The sequence below is a fragment of the Thalassobium sp. R2A62 genome (assembly GCF_000161835.1).
GTDB lineage: Bacteria > Pseudomonadota > Alphaproteobacteria > Rhodobacterales > Rhodobacteraceae > Thalassobium.
In genome coordinates this window covers 1,395,628-1,415,041 of record NZ_GG697169.2, presented here as the reverse complement: position 1 = coordinate 1,415,041, position 19,414 = coordinate 1,395,628, and the positions used below count along the sequence as shown (strand labels likewise).

23 protein-coding genes are annotated in these 19,414 nt (G+C 56.0%); 16 read left to right on the top strand and 7 right to left on the bottom strand.

Annotation, left to right across the window (positions count from 1 at the left end; translation table 11 throughout):
* Positions 1-14: 14 nt before the first annotated feature.
* From TR2A62_RS07060 to TR2A62_RS07035, 6 genes are all read right to left on the bottom strand, one after another.
* Positions 15-692: a hypothetical protein gene (locus TR2A62_RS07060; RefSeq protein ID WP_009160141.1), complete on the bottom strand. Its 678-nt coding sequence runs from the start codon at positions 690-692 to the stop codon at positions 15-17.
* Positions 693-697: 5 nt separating this feature from the next.
* The gene (locus TR2A62_RS07055) at positions 698-1,996 is read right to left on the bottom strand and encodes a TRAP transporter large permease (protein WP_009159329.1); all 1,299 of its coding nucleotides are present in this window, start codon (positions 1,994-1,996) and stop codon (positions 698-700) included.
* Positions 1,993-2,685: a TRAP transporter small permease gene (locus TR2A62_RS07050; RefSeq protein WP_040820351.1), complete on the bottom strand. Its 693-nt coding sequence runs from the start codon at positions 2,683-2,685 to the stop codon at positions 1,993-1,995. The genes TR2A62_RS07055 and TR2A62_RS07050 overlap by 4 nt, the downstream gene beginning before the upstream one ends.
* Positions 2,686-2,759: 74 nt before the next feature.
* Complete coding sequence (locus TR2A62_RS07045; RefSeq protein ID WP_150103575.1) at positions 2,760-3,698, bottom strand: TRAP transporter substrate-binding protein; 939 nt, start codon at positions 3,696-3,698, stop codon at positions 2,760-2,762.
* Positions 3,699-3,768: 70 nt separating this feature from the next.
* Positions 3,769-5,001 (bottom strand): FAD-binding oxidoreductase, encoded by a 1,233-nt coding sequence (locus TR2A62_RS07040; RefSeq protein ID WP_009159731.1) that lies wholly within the window; start codon positions 4,999-5,001, stop codon positions 3,769-3,771.
* 76 nt (positions 5,002-5,077) lie between these two features.
* The gene (locus TR2A62_RS07035; protein WP_009160539.1) at positions 5,078-6,064 is read right to left on the bottom strand and encodes a sterol desaturase family protein; all 987 of its coding nucleotides are present in this window, start codon (positions 6,062-6,064) and stop codon (positions 5,078-5,080) included.
* A 218-nt stretch (positions 6,065-6,282) separates the two neighbouring features.
* Between TR2A62_RS07035 and TR2A62_RS07030 the strand changes: the two genes are divergently transcribed.
* From TR2A62_RS07030 to ureG, 13 genes are all read left to right on the top strand, one after another.
* Entirely contained in the window at positions 6,283-6,675 is a 393-nt protein-coding gene (locus TR2A62_RS07030; RefSeq protein WP_009159740.1) for a Fur family transcriptional regulator, read from the top strand.
* A 26-nt stretch (positions 6,676-6,701) separates the two neighbouring features.
* Complete coding sequence (locus TR2A62_RS07025; protein ID WP_009159102.1) at positions 6,702-7,526, top strand: DUF2796 domain-containing protein; 825 nt, start codon at positions 6,702-6,704, stop codon at positions 7,524-7,526.
* Between the two features lie 13 nt (positions 7,527-7,539).
* Positions 7,540-8,241, top strand: a complete 702-nt coding sequence (locus TR2A62_RS07020) for an ABC transporter ATP-binding protein (protein ID WP_009159797.1) — start codon at positions 7,540-7,542, stop codon at positions 8,239-8,241.
* A complete protein-coding gene (locus TR2A62_RS07015) occupies positions 8,238-9,488 on the top strand; it encodes an ABC transporter permease (protein ID WP_009157595.1) in 1,251 nt (416 codons plus the stop codon). Before TR2A62_RS07020 ends, TR2A62_RS07015 begins: the two co-directional genes overlap by 4 nt.
* A gap of 19 nt (positions 9,489-9,507) precedes the next feature.
* Positions 9,508-10,014: a DUF3299 domain-containing protein gene (locus TR2A62_RS07010; RefSeq protein ID WP_009160426.1), complete on the top strand. Its 507-nt coding sequence runs from the start codon at positions 9,508-9,510 to the stop codon at positions 10,012-10,014.
* A complete protein-coding gene (locus tag TR2A62_RS07005) occupies positions 10,008-10,517 on the top strand; it encodes a DUF3299 domain-containing protein (protein ID WP_040820347.1) in 510 nt (169 codons plus the stop codon). The genes TR2A62_RS07010 and TR2A62_RS07005 overlap by 7 nt, the downstream gene beginning before the upstream one ends.
* Positions 10,518-10,694: 177 nt before the next feature.
* Positions 10,695-11,522 (top strand): urease accessory protein UreD, encoded by an 828-nt coding sequence (locus tag TR2A62_RS07000; RefSeq protein ID WP_009158310.1) that lies wholly within the window; start codon positions 10,695-10,697, stop codon positions 11,520-11,522.
* 3 nt (positions 11,523-11,525) lie between these two features.
* Entirely contained in the window at positions 11,526-11,840 is a 315-nt protein-coding gene (locus TR2A62_RS06995; RefSeq protein WP_009157964.1) for an urease subunit gamma, read from the top strand.
* Positions 11,837-12,142 carry an urease subunit beta gene (locus TR2A62_RS06990; RefSeq protein WP_009160879.1) on the top strand — a complete coding sequence of 102 codons (306 nt, stop codon included), beginning with the start codon at positions 11,837-11,839 and terminating at the stop codon, positions 12,140-12,142. The genes TR2A62_RS06995 and TR2A62_RS06990 overlap by 4 nt, the downstream gene beginning before the upstream one ends.
* Entirely contained in the window at positions 12,142-13,902 is a 1,761-nt protein-coding gene (gene ureC / locus TR2A62_RS06985) for an urease subunit alpha (protein ID WP_009159764.1), read from the top strand. Before TR2A62_RS06990 ends, ureC begins: the two co-directional genes overlap by 1 nt.
* Entirely contained in the window at positions 13,902-14,369 is a 468-nt protein-coding gene (locus tag TR2A62_RS06980) for an urease accessory protein UreE (protein WP_009160532.1), read from the top strand. Before ureC ends, TR2A62_RS06980 begins: the two co-directional genes overlap by 1 nt.
* Positions 14,314-14,991, top strand: a complete 678-nt coding sequence (locus TR2A62_RS06975) for an urease accessory protein UreF (protein WP_223296082.1) — start codon at positions 14,314-14,316, stop codon at positions 14,989-14,991. Before TR2A62_RS06980 ends, TR2A62_RS06975 begins: the two co-directional genes overlap by 56 nt.
* Positions 14,992-15,003: 12 nt before the next feature.
* Positions 15,004-15,627: an urease accessory protein UreG gene (ureG, locus tag TR2A62_RS06970; protein ID WP_009158995.1), complete on the top strand. Its 624-nt coding sequence runs from the start codon at positions 15,004-15,006 to the stop codon at positions 15,625-15,627.
* Positions 15,628-15,669: 42 nt separating this feature from the next.
* On the opposite strand, the gene TR2A62_RS06965 is transcribed toward ureG, so the two are convergent.
* Positions 15,670-16,785 (bottom strand): serine/threonine protein kinase, encoded by a 1,116-nt coding sequence (locus tag TR2A62_RS06965; protein ID WP_040820344.1) that lies wholly within the window; start codon positions 16,783-16,785, stop codon positions 15,670-15,672.
* A gap of 179 nt (positions 16,786-16,964) precedes the next feature.
* Here TR2A62_RS06965 and TR2A62_RS06960 point away from each other — a divergent pair, with 179 nt between their 5' ends.
* From TR2A62_RS06960 to TR2A62_RS06950, 3 genes are read left to right on the top strand one after another with little or no spacing between them, the layout of a single operon-like run.
* Positions 16,965-17,774 carry an ABC transporter substrate-binding protein gene (locus TR2A62_RS06960; RefSeq protein ID WP_009160466.1) on the top strand — a complete coding sequence of 270 codons (810 nt, stop codon included), beginning with the start codon at positions 16,965-16,967 and terminating at the stop codon, positions 17,772-17,774.
* Positions 17,774-18,607 (top strand): amino acid ABC transporter permease, encoded by an 834-nt coding sequence (locus TR2A62_RS06955; protein WP_009159437.1) that lies wholly within the window; start codon positions 17,774-17,776, stop codon positions 18,605-18,607. The genes TR2A62_RS06960 and TR2A62_RS06955 overlap by 1 nt, the downstream gene beginning before the upstream one ends.
* Positions 18,607-19,335, top strand: a complete 729-nt coding sequence (locus tag TR2A62_RS06950) for an amino acid ABC transporter ATP-binding protein (RefSeq protein ID WP_009158364.1) — start codon at positions 18,607-18,609, stop codon at positions 19,333-19,335. Before TR2A62_RS06955 ends, TR2A62_RS06950 begins: the two co-directional genes overlap by 1 nt.
* Positions 19,336-19,414: the final 79 nt, after the last annotated feature.

The following is a 19,414-nucleotide window of genomic DNA, read 5'->3' as shown; positions in this document are numbered from 1 at the left end:
CCGTTTTTGGGGCGTCAGATCCGCATTTCGCCCGCCAGGAACATTGGTGCAATCGTACTGGGGCGTTTGGTTTCGATGCAGGTCAAAATGTCCGATACATCCAATCCAGTCTGACTGGTGATCGCAGATTTGTAGGGTGGCAAATTGGTGCATTCCAACAGGATATGTTTGTGGTGCGGTTTGCATTGAGACGCGACGAGATCGGTGATCTCTTGCCGCGCGAGGGCTTGGTCCAAGGTCGGGCTGTTATGGGATATGACCTGCCGCAGATGGCTGTCTTTGGGCAGGCCAATTACATCGGGTTGTATGTCACCAATATGATGGGTGTTTAGGCTATCTGCATCGAAGGTGACGGTGAGGATGTCCTGAGGGGAAAAGCGCGTCAGAAGGTCGGGCAGGGCGATCAAAGCCGAGCTGATAAACGGCCGATCGGTTTGAGCCTGTAGGTGCGTTTGCCAATAGGATAAAAAGCCACAAGACGTGACGATCAGGTCGCCCGTGGCTTGGCGCATGGCCTGCTCAAACGGTGCGATTGGGATGACGGCGGGATCTGCGCTGACGATTTGCCCAACAGTGGCGTTTGGGATGCGCAGGATTTCAACATCGCCGATATAGGTTTTAGGACTGCCGACATCGCCTGGAATCCGCGGGAAATCGGTATCAAGCTGCAGGACTGTGACGGACGGGCGCACGACTGCTAGCGGATGTTTTCGGGCAACCACGTCGCCAATTGCGGAAACGCAACCAACAGCACGATCATAACCAGCATCAGGGCCACCATCGGCAGCGCAACCTTTGAGATATAGCCGATCTCGTGACGGGTCATGCCTTGGAGCACAAACAGGTTGAACCCGATTGGGGGCGTGACTTGGGCCATTTCGACCACCACCACAATGAAGATACCAAACCAGATTGGATCGATCCCTGCTTGGCGGATCATAGGTTCTACGATCGCCATGGTTAGGACGACCGATGAAATGCCATCAAGGAACATGCCCAAGATCACGTAGAAGACCGTGAGCGCGGCGATTAGTGTAATCGGCGACAGGTTCAGGCCATCGATGTAGGCGGCTAACGCGCGTGGAAGACCCGTAAAGCCCATCGACAAAGACAAGAACGCAGCACCCATCAGGATCAAAGCAATCATGGCGGATGTGCGGGTAGCCCCCATCAAGCTTTCAAAGAACGTTCCAAAGTTGAGTGAGCGTTGGAGTGCGGCCAAGGTCAAGGCACCCAGAACGCCGACAGCGGCGGCTTCGGTCGCTGTCGCCCAGCCGAAATACATTGATCCGATCACAGCAAAGACAAGGCACAGCACAGGGATCAAAAAGCGGCTTTCGGCCAGTATTGTGCGAAAGCTGATTGATGGCTCTGGGGTGGGGCGCTCTGATGGGCGCAAAAAGTGCCAAGCCATGATGTAGGACATGAAGAGCCCTGCCAAAACGAGACCGGGGATGATACCGGCCATGAAAAGTTTGATAATGCTTTCGTTGATCGACACGCCGTACACAATCAGCGTCAGCGAGGGCGGTATCATCAGGCCCAAGGTGGCCGCACCTGCCAATGTGCCAACGATCATATATTCAGGATAGCCGCGCTTGCGCAGCTCTGGGATCGACATTTTGCCCACGGTTGTGAGGGTCGCTGCAGATGAGCCCGAGACGGCCGCAAAGATCGTACAGCCCGCAATGTTGGTATGGAGCAAGCCGCCCGGCAACCAGCGCATCCATGGGGCGAGGCCGCGAAACATGTCTTGGGACAGTCGCGTTCGGTACAGGATTTCCCCCATCCAGATGAAGAGTGGGAGCGCGGTCAACGTCCATGACGAAGCGCCGGTCCAGATGATTGTGGTCATGGCGTCGCCTGCGGGGCGGGTCGTGAATAGCTCCATCCCGACCCATGCGACACCCATCAATGCGAGACCGATCCAAATCGATGATCCCAACAGGGTGAAAAGGACGAAAAGAAATACAATTGTGGCGTAGGCTTCGGTCATTCGACGGCCTCCGACACAATAGGATTCACACCCATAACGAGCATTCTATAAAGCGTGTCCCATAGTGCGATCGCCAGCAAAATGGTGCCAATGGACATTGCAAGCTGTGGGATCCAAACGGGCGTATAAACGAGGGTTGTGCTGCCTTGGATCGCTGCTGCGAAATCGAGCGAAAACAGCGACACTAACCATTCGGGGATCTGGTCTTGGCCCTGCGTCCGGTCGTTGAGCATTTCGGAAAAGAAATTCGCTTTGACGGCGTAGCGCGCGAAATATGTGGCGATGACCGCTGCGCCAAAGACTGCAAAAACATCCAGCCAGCGTCGCAGGAAATCATTGGCATTCAAAATGATCGAAACGCGGATATGGGCGCCTCTGGTTAGCGCATAGCACAGCGCAAAGAAGGATGTGGCTGCCATTGCGTAGCCAGCAAATTCGGTCGTGCCGGGCACCGCGACGCTGGTCCAGCGGGCGACCATACCCAGCACAATCAGTGACAGGATCATCACCATAAAAAATCCCGCGATCGCGCCACTGGCGACATAGACGCCGTCGAGGACGCGCCACACGGGTCGTAAGATGCGTTCAAGCCGTGGCCCCGCGATCAGGCAGAAAACGCCGATCAAGCTGGGTAGTACAAAGAGCCAAACCCAAAGGGGCAGACCCATTACGGGCGACCAATCACGCATGCTTATCTCTCAATATGTTGGAAAGCAGGATCGAAAAAGGGCCAGCCAAGCAGGGCTGGCTGGCCCAAAGTCACTTAGTTTGCGTTATACGCATCAAGGATCGCTTGGCCCTCTGGACCAGCGGTCTCGAGCCATTCGGCGGTCATCTTGGCACCGATTGTCTCTAGCTCGGCGAGGAAGTCGGGACCTGCGTCCGCAACCGTCATGCCGTTCTTTTCAAGCTCATCAAAGTAGAAGCCAGCCAGCTCGGCCGACTTGGCCGCACAAGACGCAGAAGTCTCGTCTGCAGCCTTTTGAATGTTGGCCTGAACATCAGCGTCGAGCGCATCCCATACTTGGGTGTTCACCATCACGTAGTTGCGTGGCAGCCAAGCGTTGACCTTGTAGTAGTGGCTGAGATGCTCCCAAACTTGGCGGTCATAACCGGTCGAACCCGACGAGATGAACGCAGAGGCCACACCGGTCGCGAGCGCTTGGCTCAATTCGGCGGCTTCGATTTGAACAGGGATCATGCCGAGCTCTTCGGCAAAGGTCGCGGTCGCCGAGTTGTAAGAACGGAACTTGATGCCTTGGGTGTCGTCTGACGAGTTCACCTCTTGGTTAAAGTAGAAGCCTTGACCCGGCCATGGGCAGGTGTAGAGCGCTACAAGGTTCAGATCTGCAAGCTGTGCATTCACAGTGTCGCGTGCGGCGGCCCAGAGGCGTGCGTTGTCGTCATAGCTTGTTGCGATGAAGGGCAGGTTGTCCCACCCCAAGAGCGGAGCTTCGTTTGCGTGCGCAGACATGAAGCGTTCGCCGATTGGCACCTGACCCGTCTGGATCGCGCGTTTGATGTCGCCACCGCCGAACAGTGAACCGCCCGGGTGCACTGTAATGTCGATCGCACCTTCGGTGTAGTCACGGACGAGATCCGCAAAAATCACGCCATGCTCAGAATGGAAATTTGTCGCCGCATAGGCCATCGGCATGTCCCAAGATTGGGCGTGGCCGTCGGCCATTGCTGTGGTCCCCATCAAGGCACCGAATGCGGTCAGAGTCACTGTCTTTAGAAAAGTCATAGATGTCCTCCCAGACAAAACCGCGCTAGCGCGCGGAGTGTTTAATTGGATCGAAGGGTGCCAAATCTATGTTCGGTTTTTTATCACCTATCAGATCTGCAATGATCCGACCCGTTTTGGCGCCACCTGTCAAGCCAACGTGCTGATGCCCAAAGGCGCTATAGCTCTTGCCCAGTGGGTCATTTGCGCCAATGAGTGGCAGGCTATCTGCTGGGGCGGGCCGGTGGCCCATCCATTCAACGACATTATCATAAGTCATGTCAGGCAAGAGTTTGCGCACCTGCCTATACAGAAATTCAAAAGGTGGACGGCTCGGGCCGCTGTCGAGCCCACCAAATTCAACGACACCAGCCGCGCGCAGTCGCCCGTCCATGGGGGTGAGAACAAATTTACCGCTGGCCACCATCATCGGAGATTTAGGCATCACGCTGGGATTGATGAATTCTAGGTGGTAGCCACGTTCGCTTTCAAATGGGACTTTGACGCCCAATTTATGCGCGATGTTTTTGGACCATGGGCCCATTGCAAAGACAATGTGATCTGCCTGCATTGGTCCATCGGAGGTGTCGAGCCCTGTTATGATGTTGTCGGCCATCTGGATGTCTTGCACTTCGCACAGCTGCAGTGTGCCGCCTTGGTCGACAAAGTGTTTGGCTAGGGCCGCGACATAGGCACCCGGGTCGCTGATCCGTCCGTGATTGTGGCACGCAACAACGGTGTGAAAGGCTGGACCAAAGGCTGGGTCAAACGATGCTCCGTCGTGGACGTCAAATGTGTATCCGGCTGCTTTGCGCTTTTGCCAACTATAGGCGTCGGCGCGGAATTCAGCCTCGGTCGCGTAACCAAAGCAATAGTCGTCATCTGAAATATAGGCTGCTGCAGGGGTGTTTTCGGCCAATCGTTGATGTTGATCGACCGTGTCATGCAGCAATGCTGACATCGAAGTGGCGTAGTGATCGACATGAGCATCGGTGCCAAAACGTAGGTATTTGGCCAAGAATGGAACAAGTTTTGGAAGGTAGGACCAACGCAGAAACAACGGCGCATTTCGGTCCAACAACATCTTGGGCGCGCGTGCCGCAATGCCGGGTGTCGTCACAGGGATCACAGCCCCCGCCGCCAAGACACCTGCATTGCCGTGGCTGGTGCCGGAGGCGGGGCCATTGCGATCCAATAGTGTGACGTCATGGCCATCTCGTTGCAGCCATATCGCGCAGGACACGCCAACAATGCCGGCACCGACAACAATGATTTTCATGGTGTGCTCTCCTTGGGACGCGCAAATCGTCCCACACCTGATCTGCAAAGGAAACCCCGTGTGACCTAGACCGGCGCTAGCGCGAGCCGTTTGTCAGGGTCTTGCGCCGCTCTCGGATTTTGGCATCGGCTTCGGGCGTGCCGTCATGAAAAGACCCGAACCATTTGTCCCACGGCAGTTCGAGCGACCCGTAGTTACATTCAAAATAGCGGTGGTGCATTTGGTGATGGAATGTCCCCAGCTTAAGCCGGTTCTTGTCTTTGATCACCATTCCCTCGAACCCTGTGTGGGTCGTCGCTGCGGTGAGTGCGTAATATTGCAAATGGAACAGGATATGGACCGGGTGGGCGGCGATGACGAAATGAACCAGAACCGACCCTAAAAAGATCAGATGCTCGACCGGATGCATCGCCAAGCCGGACCAAGGTCCGACGTTGATGTTTCGGTGGTGCAGCGCGTGGACGTGTTTGTACAAAAACGGGACATGCAACAGCCGGTGGATCCAATAGAAATAAAAGCTCTCCCACATGGGGATCAGCACAAAGAGTGCAACAAACCAGATAGGGTTGGCAGCCCACGTTAGCATCGGCGCATAACCGTTCGCCATCGCCCAGAACATCAGCACTTCGTAAGCTGTCCAAACGGTGACACCACTGGCGATCGTCCAAAATATGTTGTCCCGAATTTGATCGCCTAGGGTGAATTGGCGGCCATTCTTCATCAATGGGCGCGGGTCGTATTTGAGCCGCTGGCCCTGTTTGGTGAAGGTATAGAAATAGAGATGCAGCCCGCTCGCGACAATTGTCATCAGTGTGACATTGCGGAGGAACATCTGCGCGATCCATCCAAAGGCGAGCGTTCTGGTTTCCTCAAGCGGGGGGTGGAACCAATAAAACGAGATGCAGGCGATGGCGACAACTATTAGACGTTCGCTGATAAAGAACCATGAACCCCAAACCCATTTGAGCATATCGAGAGGGCGGGGTGGCCAGCTGAAAAATGGCGACACTTGCAGTGGGACATTGGGCGTGTGGTTCCACCCTTTGAGCGGCGCGTTAGGCATTGTGACCCTCGTTGGTATCGGCGTGTTGGCGCAGGGTTGCACGATCACGCAGGTTGGAAAAAGGGTTTTCTCTCGCCTGACCAGCCGTGCCTGTGTTTGGTGCTGCAGGTTGGCGAGCAGAACTGAGCGGTTTGCCTCTTATGGCAATTGCCGTTGGCTTGTAGTTTGTTACTTTATAAAATAACAAACTCTGAGCACTTGGAACTAGGGGATGATCTATGCGCAAGCAAGCGGCAGTCCGACAGTCTGATGTTTTGGGTATTTTGCATGCCCAAGATAAGCCAATGACAGCCTACGCGATCTTGGATCAGATGAAGAGAGACGAGCCGGATATCGCGGCTCCTACGGTGTACCGTGCACTTGCCGCGCTGACGGATCAGGGCCGCGCGCATAAGCTTGAGTCGATCAAGGCCTTTGTTCCCTGCCGTTGCAATCACGAATCCGCCGTGCCCGTTCTGACCATTTGCGGCGATTGCGGCAGTGTTGACGAGCATGACGGCACACGTTTGCTAACCGAACTTTCTGCGATTGCTGCGCAGTCGTCTTTTGATGCAACCCGTCACATCGTGGAGATCCACGGACAATGTGATGGATGTTCTATTTCCTCCTAACCCTCTTAACCTTATAGGTGCTCTCGATGAAACTTATGTCCCTTCTTATGCTGTCAACTGTCGCTGCAACGCCAATCCTCGCGGAGGAAACTCGTCAACTGGATGCTCACGAGCATGGGGTTGGCCAACTGAATATTGCGTTTGAGGGATCAACCATTGCGATGGAACTGCATGCACCGGGTGCGGATATCGTGGGTTTTGAATACCAAGCCGAGAGCGATGAAGACCTTGCATCGATTGATGCAGCACTGGCGGTTTTGGCCAAGCCTTTGGATTTGTTCGTTTTGCCTGATGCGGCTGGATGTTCGGTGGTGGATGCCGACGCCGAGCTAGAGAGCGAAGAGGCCCATGATGATCACGACGATCATGATGATCACAAAGAAGATCATGATGATCATGACCACAAAGAAGAAGGTCATGACGATCACGACGAAGACGAGCACGATGACCGTGATGAAGAGGGTCACGACGACCACGACGATCACAAAGACGAGCATGATGAGCACGACCATGAGGAAGAAGGTCATGACGATCATGATAAAGACGAGCACGACGATCACGATGACCATGAAGACGAGCATGATCACGACAAAGAAGATCATGACGACCATGATGAAGAAGGCCATGACGATCACGACGACCATGCGGACGAAGCTGGCCACACTGAATTTCATGCAGAGTATACTCTTACCTGCTCCGACATTTCGGCTGTGACCGGTATCGACTTCGCCTACTTCGCGGCATTCCCGAATGCGCTCGAGGTTGAAGTGCAGGCGATCTCTGAAACCGGTGCGACAGCCTTTGAGGTAGAGCGGGACGCCCCGACACTCGACCTCAGCAGTCTGTTCTAGATAGGCGGGCTGCGTGACGGAAAAACCTGCTATTCTACACCTTGAGGACGTCTCGTACCGCTGGCCGGGGCGGGCGTCCTTTGGGTTGAATGTTCCGGATTTCCAAGTGGCGCCTTCGGAAACAGTTTTGCTTTTAGGGGCAAGCGGTTCGGGTAAATCGACACTACTATCAATGATTTGCGCAACGATCTTCGCCGACGCCGGACAGGTGAATGTCAGTGGTCAAAACATTGCCCAGCTGTCGGCAGGCCAGCGGGATCGTTTTCGCGCTGAACAGATTGGCCTGATCTTTCAGCAGTTCAATTTGCTGCCTTTTGCCAGCGTTGCGGACAACATTCTTTTGCCGCTTCAATTCGCACCTGAACGCCGCAAACGCATTGCCGATCCTGAGGCCGAGGCACAAAGGCTGTGCGATGCGCTGGGCCTACCGCAGGGTGTTATGACATCGCGAGCCGGAGCACTGAGTGTGGGGCAACAACAACGTGTCGCCGCGGCGCGTGCTTTGATCGGAACACCACCGTTGATCATCGCAGACGAACCCACGTCGTCATTGGATGCCGAAACACAGGCCACGTTTCTGGAATTGTTATTTGCCCAGTCGCAGGCCCATGGCACGACTGTCTTGATGGTCAGCCATGACGCACGATTGGCCGCGCAATTTGATCGCGTTGTTAAAATGGCTGATATCGCAACGGCCGTCAGGGGGGCGCAATGATCTTGCGTCTTGCAATCGGGTCGCTGATGGCGCGCGCATTGACGGTCGGGATGACCATTCTCGCGATCGCGTTGTCGGTCGCGCTGTTCCTAGGTGTTGAAAAGGTCCGCACAGGCGCAAAGGCGAGCTTTGCCGATACGATCTCTGGAACCGACCTAATTGTTGGTGCTCGGTCAGGATCGGTTCAGTTGCTGCTGTATTCGGTTTTCCGCATCGGTAATGCGACGAACAATTTGACGTGGGACAGCTATCAGGACATCCAGCAACGTTCTGAGGTCGATTGGATCGTACCCATTTCCTTGGGTGACAGCCATAGACAGTTCCGCGTCATGGGCACCACGCCCGAGTTTTTCGAGCGTTACAAATACCGCTCTGGGCAATCCCTTGCGGTGCAAAGCGGTTTCTTGATGGACGATCTCTTTGATGCCGTGATTGGGGCGGATGTTGCGGCGACGTTGAACTATGACATCGATGATCCTATCGTCGTGGCGCATGGGCTGGCCTCGTTTTCAGAGCACAAAGATCAGCCGTTTCGCGTCTCTGGCATCTTGGAAAAAACCGGAACGCCGGTGGACCGCACGGTGATTGTTAGCCTGCGGGCAATCGAGGCGATCCACGTGGATTGGCAAAGTGGTGCGCAAATTCCCGGCCAATCGACGCCTGCAGATGTCATTCGGCAGATGCCGCTTGAACCTCAGGCGATCACGGCGGCCCTGATCGGAACCAAGAGCCGGCTGCAAGTCTTTGGTTTGCAAAGAGCTATCAACCAATACTCCAGAGAGCCGTTGCTCGCCGTTTTGCCTGGTGTTGCGCTACAAGAGCTGTGGCAAATCGTCGGTATCGCGGAAACGGCCCTGATCGCGGTGTCCGCGATGGTGGTGGTCACCGCGTTGATCGGCATGATGGCCACGATATTCTCTAGTCTGAACGAACGCCGCCGCGAAATGGCGATTTTCCGCGCCATGGGCGCACGACCACGGGTAATTCTGGGGCTGTTGGTGCTAGAGGCGGTCCTGATGGCCGCAATTGGTGCGCTGCTCGGTTTGGGTTTTCTTTATATGGGTCTTTTCGTTGGTCAGCCGTTGATCGACAGCGCGTTTGGGCTGTGGTTGCCGATTGGACCACCGACCCTCAGAGAGCTTTGGGTGATCTTGGGCGTTGTGGCTGCTGGCGCAATTGTGAGCATGGTACCTGCATTCAGAGCCTACCGTATGTCCCTCGCAGATGGTATGATCGTCAAAATCTGAGGATTTAGGAGCATACGTCATGCATCTATCACGTCGACATTTGATGGCCGGAGCCTTGGCTGCTGGGGCAACGTTGCCGAGAACTGCACTTGCCCGTCAGGCGATCGAAATCATGTGGGAAGATCTGATCCCGCCGGGTGTACCGTATTCCGAGATCATCGGCGAAGGCGTCATGGACGAGCGCAATGATCTGTGGCTGCCTGAGTTCGACGAGAACGCAAAAAAACTGAACCCTGTCTTGGATGGGGCCTACATCAAAATGCCGGGCTTTATTATTCCGATTGAGACCTCGACCGACGGGGTCACCAGCTTTGTCTTGGTGCCTTATGTGGGGGCTTGCATTCATACGCCGCCACCGCCGCCAAACCAGTTGGTTTTTGTGACCACGGCAACGCCTTGGCCCGGTGATGATCTATGGGAAGCTGTCTGGGTCACGGGCAAAATGGGGCATGAAATCACATCGACCGAAGTCGCAGAAACAGGCTATGCGCTGGCTGCTGAAGAGATGGAGATTTATATATGGTAAGCCGTTCCATCGGGCGGCGGACCTTTGTGTCGGGTATCGGAGCTGCGTCCATGCTGCCGCAGTTTGCGCGGGCTGATGGTTTCATCGATCTTGAATGGACTGACTTGGTGCCTGAGGGGCAGCAAGTGATCCCGCCAATGCTTCAAGGGTTGCTTGATCACGACCAACCACCGCTGTCGAGCCAACAGCCGGAATCCAGTGGTGTTCGCACCGAATGGAACGGCCAAGTCATTCGTTTGCCGGGCTTCATTGTTCCGATTGATTACTCAGGAACAGGCGTCACGGCCTTTATTCTGGTGCCGTTCGTCGGGGCTTGTGTGCATGTGCCGCCACCGCCCGCAAACCAGCTGGTGTTTGTGACAACGTCGGAACCCTACGAGAGCGTGGGGCTCTACGAGCCGGTCAATGTTGTAGGCATGTTCGGGGTCTCGTCGATCTCGACGCACCTTGCTGATATTGGATATGCTCTGTCTGCGGATCTGGTTGAACCATTCGGATCTTAGGTTCGATTCACCCCACATTGCTCACAAAAGCTGCACGCAGCCTAAATTTTAAGCATCCGAGATTATTACTCTAGTGCCGTCGCCACCCGTTGGTGGATTTTGTTGTACCAGTGTTTGTCTGGCGATTTTGTGAGTGGCGATGACCTATCTTGCTCTCATATGCTGCCGTGACTGCCGATGACCTTGCACAAACCTGTGACCTTGCCGTCTTTGCAACGGGCAAAGGGATGTTTGGACCTGATCGTTGCAGGTGCGGCTGGTAAAACCCAGCTGGCTGACCTGCGCGAGCAGGGATCAACGCGGGCTGTGTTTCCTCGTGATCCAACCGGTGCTGTAACTGCGGTCGTTTTGAACACTGCGGGTGGTCTGACGGGCGGCGATGATTTCACCCTAACAGCGACGGCTAAACAGGCCGCGACATTGCGGATCACGACCCAAGCGGCCGAACGTGTCTACGCGACACCAGATGTACGTGCGGCACAGGTCCGAACGATGATTACAGTGGCGGACGGCGCATTGGTTCAGTGGCTGCCTCAAGAGACGATCCTGTTCGACAAATCGGCACTGGATCGGCGGCTGACCGTTGAATTGGCCCCGACGGCCAAATTTTTGATGGTCGAGCCGTTGGTGTTTGGCCGCAGCGCATCTGGCGAGGTAATCCAACGAGTGTCGTTGCGCGATCGTGTTTCCATTTTCCGTGGCGGTGTGCCGCTCTATCTCGACGGCATTGCGGTGCGGGGCGATCTGTCCCGCATCAGCAACCGGACAGCGACGGCCGATGGCGCAGGTGCGGCGGCGAGCATTGTCTTGGTCGACCCGCACGTCGAGCAACACCTAGAGCACCTGCGCGATGCGCTGGGCCCAAAAGGCGGGGCCAGCCTGCTGCAACCAGACGTTTTGGTCGCCCGCGTTTTGGCCACTGATAGCTATGCGCTGCGCCAAATGTTGCTGCTCACACTTGATCAGATGACGGGCGGCTTCACGCCCAAGAATTGGAGACTTTGAAGAATGAAGCTGACCCCTCGGGAAAAAGACAAGCTGCTGATTGCGATGGCCGCCGAAGTGGCCCGCAGGCGGCTCGCGCGTGGGGTCAAGCTGAACTACCCCGAAGCCATCGCCCTAATCACGGACGCCGTGGTGGAAGGCGCCCGAGACGGCAAGTCAGTCGCGGATATGATGCAAGCAGGTGCGCATGTGATCACCCGCGATCAATGTATGGAAGGTGTCCCTGAAATGATCCACGACGTTCAGGTCGAGGCAACGTTCCCTGATGGGACCAAGCTTGTCACAGTTCACAACCCCATTCGAACAGGTGCCGCATGATCCCCGGTGAAATCATTGTCGCGGAGGGTGTGTTGACCCTGAACCCTGATGCATCTGTCACAACGTTGATGGTTGCGAATGCAGGTGACCGCCCAGTCCAAGTGGGCAGTCATTATCATTTTGCTGAATGCAATGGCGCGCTCGAATTTGATCGCGACGCAGCCCATGGCGCGAGGCTAGATATCGCAGCGGGAACTGCTGTGCGGTTTGAGCCCGGTCAGCGTCGCGAAGTTCATCTGATCCCGATGTCAGGTGCGCGCCGCGTATACGGATTTGGCCAAGCCGTGATGGGAGAGCTCTGATGCCAGCGACACTTAACCGCGCAGAATATGCCGCGATGTTCGGGCCAACTGTCGGCGACAAAGTCCGTCTTGCGGACACCGATCTGATCATTGAGGTCGAACGGGATTTGGCCGCCGAGGCGGCTGGTCAGGTCTCGACCCAGGGGACAGGCGCCAATGCGTTGCACTATGGGGAAGAGGTCAAATTCGGTGGTGGTAAGGTGATCCGCGACGGGATGGGCCAATCACAAGCAACCCGCGTCCAAGGGGCTGTGGACACGGTCATTACCAATGCTCTGATTGTGGACCATTCAGGCATCTACAAGGCTGACGTTGGTCTGCGCGACGGTCGCATCCACAAGATCGGCAAAGCAGGAAATCCAGACACGCAGCCGGGCGTCGACATCATCGTTGGCCCCGGTACCGAAGCAATCGCAGCCGAAGGGCGCATTTTGACTGCTGGTGGTTTTGACAGCCACATCCATTTTATTTGCCCGCAGCAAATCGAGGATGCCCTGCATTCGGGACTGACCACGATGTTGGGTGGCGGCACGGGCCCCGCGCATGGCACGCTCGCCACCACATGCACACCTGGGCCTTGGCACATTGGACGTATGCTTCAGGCCGCTGATGCGTTCCCGATGAACCTCGCTTTTGCAGGCAAAGGAAATGCGTCGCTGCCAGCCGCACTCGAGGAACAAGTGCGCGCAGGCGCCTGTGCTATGAAACTGCACGAAGACTGGGGCACGACGCCCGCGGCGATTGATTGCTGTCTGTCCGTGGCCGATGACATGGACGTTCAGGTGATGATCCACACCGACACCCTGAATGAAAGCGGGTTCGTTGAGGACACGGTGGCGGCGATGAAAGGCCGGACCATCCATGCCTTTCACACCGAAGGGGCCGGTGGCGGGCATGCACCAGATATTATCAAGATCTGCGGGCAAGAGAACGTGCTGCCGTCGTCCACCAACCCGACGCGGCCCTATACGGTCAATACGCTCGAAGAACATCTCGACATGTTGATGGTCTGTCACCACCTCGACAAATCCATTCCCGAAGACGTGGCATTCGCAGAAAGCCGCATCCGTCGCGAGACGATCGCTGCCGAAGACATCCTGCATGACATGGGTGCGTTCAGCATCATCGCCAGCGATAGCCAAGCGATGGGGCGTGTCGGCGAGGTCTTGATCCGGACGTGGCAAACAGCAGACAAGATGAAGAAACAGCGCGGTCGTCTTGCCGAAGAGGTTGGCGAAAATGATAATATGCGGGTCCGCCGTTACATCGCGAAATACACGATCAACCCTGCAATTGCCCATGGCATTGCCCATGAAATCGGGTCGATCACCGAGGGTAAGCGCGCTGATCTGGTGATGTGGGACCCCGCATTCTTTGGCGTGAAGCCCGAGATGGTTCTTATGGCGGGCACGATCGTTTCGGCCCAAATGGGTGATCCGAACGCGTCTATCCCGACACCTCAGCCGGTCTATTCACGTCCGATGTTTGGCGCTTATGGCAGGTCGGTTGAACACTCTGCTGCGACGTTCGTTTCTGCCGCTGCCCATGCCGACGGCATCGGAGACAAGCTGGGATTGGCCAAGCAAACGGTCGCTGTGCAAAACACTCGCCACATTGGCAAGTCTGACTTGATGTTGAACACAGCAACCCCGCATATCGAAGTGAACCCCGAGACCTATGAGGTCCGCGCTGACGGAGAATTGCTGACCTGCGAACCCGCAACTGAGCTGCCGATGGCACAGCGGTATTTCCTGTTCTGATGGTTGATTTTACAGCACATGACATCCGCCGCGCCGGCGACTGGACGGGCAGTTTCGAGCTCTGCGTCCTAAACTATGATGAACGTTTTTTACGTCGCAAGGTCATCAAGACGTCGCATGACGAGGACCTGTTGGTTGATCTCGCGCAGACCACGTCGCTGAATGATCGAGACGCGTTTTTGCTGACGGATGGTCGGCTGATCGAGGTCATTGCTGCCGCCGAGGACCTGTATGCAGTCACAGGCGACCTGACCCAATTGGCATGGCATATCGGCAACCGTCACACGCCATGTCAGATCCAAAACGGGCGTCTATTGATCCAGCGTGACAAGGTGATTGGTCATATGCTCGAGCATCTAGGCGCGACGTTGGTCGAAGTGTCCGAGCCGTTCACACCAGAGGGCGGCGCATATGGCCACGGGCGGACACACAGCCATTCGCATGGGGCAACAGCGCATGAACAGTGACGTTCTGACGTTGTCGCAACTGTTGTCGCCATCGTTTCCCGTCGGTGCCTTTGCCTATTCGCATGGTCTAGAAACAGCGATTGATGATGGTTTGATCACGGACGCGACCAGCCTACGGGATTGGGTGTCTGATCTGATGGAGCACGGCAGTTTGCGGAACGATGCGGTGCTGCTGAACCTCGCCTATGCGGACACGGACAGTAAACGCGTCGACGCGGTCGCACGTGCCTTTGCCGCATCGCGGGAACGATTGGTCGAGGCCGATCTTCAGGGGGCTGCTTTTTGTGACACTGTGCGGGATGTCTGTGGGCTGGAGTTGGGGCGGATCTGCTATCCTGTAGCTGTCGGTTGTACGGCGCGGATGTTGACGCTTGATCCAGAACTCACGGCGGCCATGTATGCCCAAGCCTTTGTTGCAAACATGGCAGCGGCGGCGATGCGGCTTGTTCCGTTAGGGCAAACCGACGGTCAGTTGGTGCAGACCGCGCTAAAGCCAATGTGCCTGTCATTGGCGGCCGAAACCCAAGGTGCCAGCGAAGACGATTTAAGCAGCTTTGCATTTCTGTCGGACATCGTCGCAATGCGTCACGAGGTTCAAAGCCCTAGAATTTTTCGGACATAAGAGAGGTCTATCATGTCTCAAAATGGACCATTGCGCATCGGAATTGGTGGCCCAGTTGGTGCTGGCAAGACGACGTTGACCGCCGAGCTAGCCAAGTTGTTGCACCCCACAGTGTCGATCGGGGTGATCACCAACGACATCTACACCCAAGAGGATGCCGAGGCATTGATGCGGATGCAAATCCTGCCCCAAGATCGCGTGATCGGTGTTGAAACGGGTGGCTGTCCGCACACGGCGATCCGCGAGGATGCCTCGATCAATCTGGCGGCTGTTGCGGAAATGCGCGGGCGTCATCCCGAGGTCGAAGTCGTGCTGATCGAAAGCGGTGGTGACAATCTGTCAGCTACGTTCAGCCCTGAATTGGCCGACCTGACAGTTTATGTGATCGACGTCGCCGCTGGCGAGGAAATCCCGCGCAAAGGTGGTCCTGCAATTACCAAGTCAGATATCTTGGTGATCAACAAAACCGATCTCGCGCCGCATGTCGGTGCATCGCTCGAGGTGATGGAACGTGATGCGAGGCGGATGCGAGGGGACAAACCGTTTGTCTTTGCGGCCTTGCGTCATGGTCGTGGCCCGCGAGAGATTGCAGAACGGCTTGGCGGGCTTGGGGGATTTGCAGTCCCAGCAGAGTAGTCTGACCCCTACGCCAGCCAAGGCCAGTGTGGGGCGTGATCGTTAGTCGGCAAGATGCGGGAAGTAGTCCTCGCAATTGCCCTCGCGGTAGACGTCAGCCGTACAGCAGTGCAAACCACCGCCAAAGGCATAGGCGTCGCGCAATTCGACTTCGACGACTTCCATCCCAAGCTTGTCCATTTGCTCCGCCTGATAGACCTCAGACTTTTCGACACAGACGGTTTTCGGATTAAGCACCAGCACGTTCATGGACAGCCATGTCGACGAATAGCACAGGGGTGGGGGCGCGTTGTGCGCGGGCTGTGCCGCATCTACGATTTCCCAGCCGTTCTTTTCGAACATGTCGCGCTGGTCATCGGGCAGGCGGCGTTGTGGATTGTTCAGGATCAAACCCGGACGCAGCGGCGTGAACGTCGCGTCGATGTGGATCGGATAGGGGTCACCGGGGAAATTGACCGTGTGCACACGGTGATTAGGGAAGTGACGGCGCAGCCATTCGATACCCTTTTGGTTCGTCGTGAACCCGTGTTGGACCACAAGATCACGACCAAAACGCAGGACGTCTGCAGCATCAAACAATGGCTCTTCTTCTGTGGTGACAAAGAACTTTTCCGCGGCCCATTGCAGACGCTTTTCGACGCCAATCTTGTCGGACAAATAGTCGGGATGGTAGTCTGCATCGGTCAGGCGCGGCTTGGGCGCGCTTTCGTGGCGAAAGTTTGGATCTTCGTCGAAATACCGCTGCATCAGCGGACGGTAGTTCAGATATTCGAACCAGCGACAGCGATACGACATTGTCGCCTCTAGCATTTCAGAGCCAACAGTCAGCAAAACGTCACGTGGGGGCATGCAGCCGAACTGGCTCTCTGTATGAAAGTCAGGCGTGGTTGCAGGCAAGGAATGGTCGATGCATGTCGGGCGATCCACACGGACACCGCGTGCTGTCAATTGTGCAGCAAAAGTGTCGAGCAATTCGTTCGCCCGATCGATGGTCTCTTGGGGGCGGCGGCCCCATTGGCCGCGCATATCACTGTCTTCGGGGACCTTGGCGTCGAGTGCTGGTTCCTCTGGTGGGATGTGGCAGTCATCGGCGCGGCCGACGATCACATGTTTCAAGGGGTCCCATTCGTTCCAGCTGTTTACGACGGTCTTTTGCATTTTCGGTTCTCCCATTCGACGTTGGTTTAGTCCTAGTGGCTCTGACGAAACCGGACAAGCATCTGTTACGACCATCAACGGTGCCATTCGCGACGCAGCCACATGCGATCCGCCTAGACACCCATTTGTATTCCTGCATAGTGAGGGCCTGTTTGGATTAACCACGATTGGGGAATACGATGAAACGACTAGCATTCGCGACACTTGGCTTTGCTCTGAGCGCGACAACTGCGATGGCCGCTGGGCACTGCGCTGGTGGAAAAACCTTGACCGAGGGCAAGCTGACAATCGCTACAGGCAATCCAGCATATTACCCTTGGGTGCTGGATGATGATCCTGCCAGCGGCAACGGATTTGAGGCTGCAGTGGCCTATGCTTTGGCGGGTGAAATGGGCTTTGATGCGGCTGATGTCGTTTGGGTTCGCTCGTCGTTTGACGAGGCCATTCAACCGGGTGTCAAAAACTTTGACATCAATATGCAGCAGTTTTCGATCACGCCTGAGCGTGATGAAATCGTTGATTTCTCGACACCCTATTACTATGCGCCGATGGCTGTTTTGTTGTCCGGAAATGCGCAGGCAGACGCCACGCTTGACGGTCTCAAGGATCTGGTTTGGGGTGCTGTCGGCTCGCACACATCGACACCGATGCTGACGGGTACGATCCAGCCGAACACTGATCCGCTGCTCTATGGCGACAACGCCGATGTTACGGCTGCGATGCAGGCGGGCCAAATTGATGCCGCCCTGTTCGATCTTCCAACAGCGCTATACCTGAGCGCGGTGGTTGTCGAAGGGTCGTCGATCCTTGGGCAATTCTCAGCGGACCGCGCCACGAACCCCGACCAGTTCGGTGTTCTGATGGAAGAAGGCAACGCGATCAAAGCCTGTGTTGACGAAGCGCTCGCAGTGCTGGGCGATAGCGGCTCGTTGGCTGCGATTGAGGCAGAGTGGCTGCAAGAAACGACTGGTGTGCCGGTTATCGAATAATGACGACACCAAACGGCGGCGCGCCAACGCGTCGCCAACTCTACGAAGCCAAACTGAAACGGCGCGCCTTGTTGATTGCGGGCGGCAGCAGCTTGGCCGTGTTTGCTGCGATTGTGCTGCTTGTGCCGATGGCGCCGGGATGGGCCAAAGTCAAAAAGAGCTTCTTTAATTGGGATGTGTTCACCAAGACATTTCCCAAATTGCTGGACGCCTTTCTTATAGATATCGCTATTTTTGCGTGGTGTGCGCCTTTGATTGCCATCGTCGGGCTGTTGGTTGCCTTGGCGCGCGATGTGCGCAGCCCTGCGCTATTTCCGCTCCGCATCATAGGTGCGGCGTACACCGACATCTTCCGCGGCGTACCGGTGATCTTGACCGTCTATCTCATTGGTTTTGGCATCCCCGGTTTGGGTCTGCCGCGTCCCTATAATTCACCGTACATCTGGGGGTCACTTGCGCTGATCCTGACGTATTCGGCTTATGTCGCCGAGATCTTTCGCTCTGGCATCGATTCCGTTCACAAGAGCCAGCGTGCCGCGTCTGAATCCTTGGGGTTGTCGGACCGTGACACGATGTGGTTTGTCATTCTGCCCCAAGCGATCCGGCACGTGATACCCGCACAGATGAACATGTTCATCGCCCTGCAAAAGGACGTAGCCCTGCTTAGTTTCATCGGTCCTGTCGAGATCTTTAGGCAAGCGGGCGTGCAAAAGTCGCTGCTTGCCAATTTCACCCCTTACGTCGGGGCCGCACTGATTTTTCTTGCGATCACCGTGCCTGCAACGCGCTACGCCGACTATTTAATGAACAAACAAAACAAGGCGCGCAGCTGATGGCCATGTTGTCCTTGCAAAATGTGGTCAAACGGTTTGGCGATAATACGGTTTGTGACGGGATCGACCTCGACGTGGAAGAGGGGCAGATGGTTTGCCTGATCGGCGCATCAGGTGCCGGAAAATCCACGCTGCTGCGTTGTATAAATCTGCTGGAACCAATCGAGGATGGGGCGATCTATCTAGGGGGCGAGGATATCTCGATCCCGGGTCTCGACCCGCAACCCGTACGCAAACGGATTGGGATCGTCTTTCAGAGCTACAACCTGTTTCCCCATATGACGGCATTGGAAAACGCCATGCTGGCCCCGCGCCGAGTATACGGTCAAAGCCGCGAGGTCCTGCGCCCACAGATCGAAGAGCTGTTTGACAAGTTTGGCTTGGCCGACCGGATGCATCACTACCCCGATCAGCTGTCTGGCGGTCAACAGCAGCGTGTGGCGATTGTCCGCGCGTTGGCGATGAAACCTGATGTGATGTTGTTTGATGAAATAACTGCGGCGCTAGACCCCCAATTGGTGGGCGAGGTTTTGGCCGTTTTGCATTTGCTAAAGGCCTCAGGCATGACCATGGTCCTCGCCACGCACGAGATGGATTTCGCTCGAGAAGCAGCAGACAAAGTTTGTTTTCTCAAGGATGGCCACATCATCGAAGAAGGCCCGCCCGAGGTTGTGTTCGAGGCTCCGACCAAGGCCGAGACCCGCGAATTTTTGGCGCGGGTGCTCTAGAACGACCAACAGCGCCACGGCGCAAACGGGCAAGCGGTGTCGGAATTACACGGTTTGCGTTCAACTTTTTCCAGTCTGA

Bases quoted from the DNA above. Each gene is read 5' to 3' on its own strand.
- TR2A62_RS06960 (WP_009160466.1), top strand. From the start codon at position 16,965: ATGAAACGACTAGCATTCGCGACACTTGGCTTTGCTCTGAGCGCGACA.
- TR2A62_RS07050 (WP_040820351.1), bottom strand. From the start codon at position 2,685: ATGCGTGATTGGTCGCCCGTAATGGGTCTGCCCCTTTGGGTTTGGCTC.
- TR2A62_RS06965 (WP_040820344.1), bottom strand. From the start codon at position 16,785: ATGCAAAAGACCGTCGTAAACAGCTGGAACGAATGGGACCCCTTGAAA.
- TR2A62_RS07045 (WP_150103575.1), bottom strand. From the start codon at position 3,698: ATGGGGACCACAGCAATGGCCGACGGCCACGCCCAATCTTGGGACATG.
- TR2A62_RS06990 (WP_009160879.1), top strand. From the start codon at position 11,837: ATGATCCCCGGTGAAATCATTGTCGCGGAGGGTGTGTTGACCCTGAAC.
- TR2A62_RS07005 (WP_040820347.1), top strand. From the start codon at position 10,008: ATGGTAAGCCGTTCCATCGGGCGGCGGACCTTTGTGTCGGGTATCGGA.
- TR2A62_RS07025 (WP_009159102.1), top strand. From the start codon at position 6,702: ATGAAACTTATGTCCCTTCTTATGCTGTCAACTGTCGCTGCAACGCCA.
- ureC (WP_009159764.1), top strand. From the start codon at position 12,142: ATGCCAGCGACACTTAACCGCGCAGAATATGCCGCGATGTTCGGGCCA.
- TR2A62_RS07035 (WP_009160539.1), bottom strand. From the start codon at position 6,064: ATGCCTAACGCGCCGCTCAAAGGGTGGAACCACACGCCCAATGTCCCA.
- TR2A62_RS06995 (WP_009157964.1), top strand. From the start codon at position 11,526: ATGAAGCTGACCCCTCGGGAAAAAGACAAGCTGCTGATTGCGATGGCC.
- TR2A62_RS07040 (WP_009159731.1), bottom strand. From the start codon at position 5,001: ATGAAAATCATTGTTGTCGGTGCCGGCATTGTTGGCGTGTCCTGCGCG.
- TR2A62_RS07000 (WP_009158310.1), top strand. From the start codon at position 10,695: ATGACCTTGCACAAACCTGTGACCTTGCCGTCTTTGCAACGGGCAAAG.
- TR2A62_RS07055 (WP_009159329.1), bottom strand. From the start codon at position 1,996: ATGACCGAAGCCTACGCCACAATTGTATTTCTTTTCGTCCTTTTCACC.
- TR2A62_RS06975 (WP_223296082.1), top strand. From the start codon at position 14,314: ATGGCCACGGGCGGACACACAGCCATTCGCATGGGGCAACAGCGCATG.
- TR2A62_RS06955 (WP_009159437.1), top strand. From the start codon at position 17,774: ATGACGACACCAAACGGCGGCGCGCCAACGCGTCGCCAACTCTACGAA.
- TR2A62_RS07015 (WP_009157595.1), top strand. From the start codon at position 8,238: ATGATCTTGCGTCTTGCAATCGGGTCGCTGATGGCGCGCGCATTGACG.
- TR2A62_RS07030 (WP_009159740.1), top strand. From the start codon at position 6,283: ATGCGCAAGCAAGCGGCAGTCCGACAGTCTGATGTTTTGGGTATTTTG.
- TR2A62_RS07010 (WP_009160426.1), top strand. From the start codon at position 9,508: ATGCATCTATCACGTCGACATTTGATGGCCGGAGCCTTGGCTGCTGGG.
- TR2A62_RS06950 (WP_009158364.1), top strand. From the start codon at position 18,607: ATGGCCATGTTGTCCTTGCAAAATGTGGTCAAACGGTTTGGCGATAAT.
- ureG (WP_009158995.1), top strand. From the start codon at position 15,004: ATGTCTCAAAATGGACCATTGCGCATCGGAATTGGTGGCCCAGTTGGT.
- TR2A62_RS06980 (WP_009160532.1), top strand. From the start codon at position 13,902: ATGGTTGATTTTACAGCACATGACATCCGCCGCGCCGGCGACTGGACG.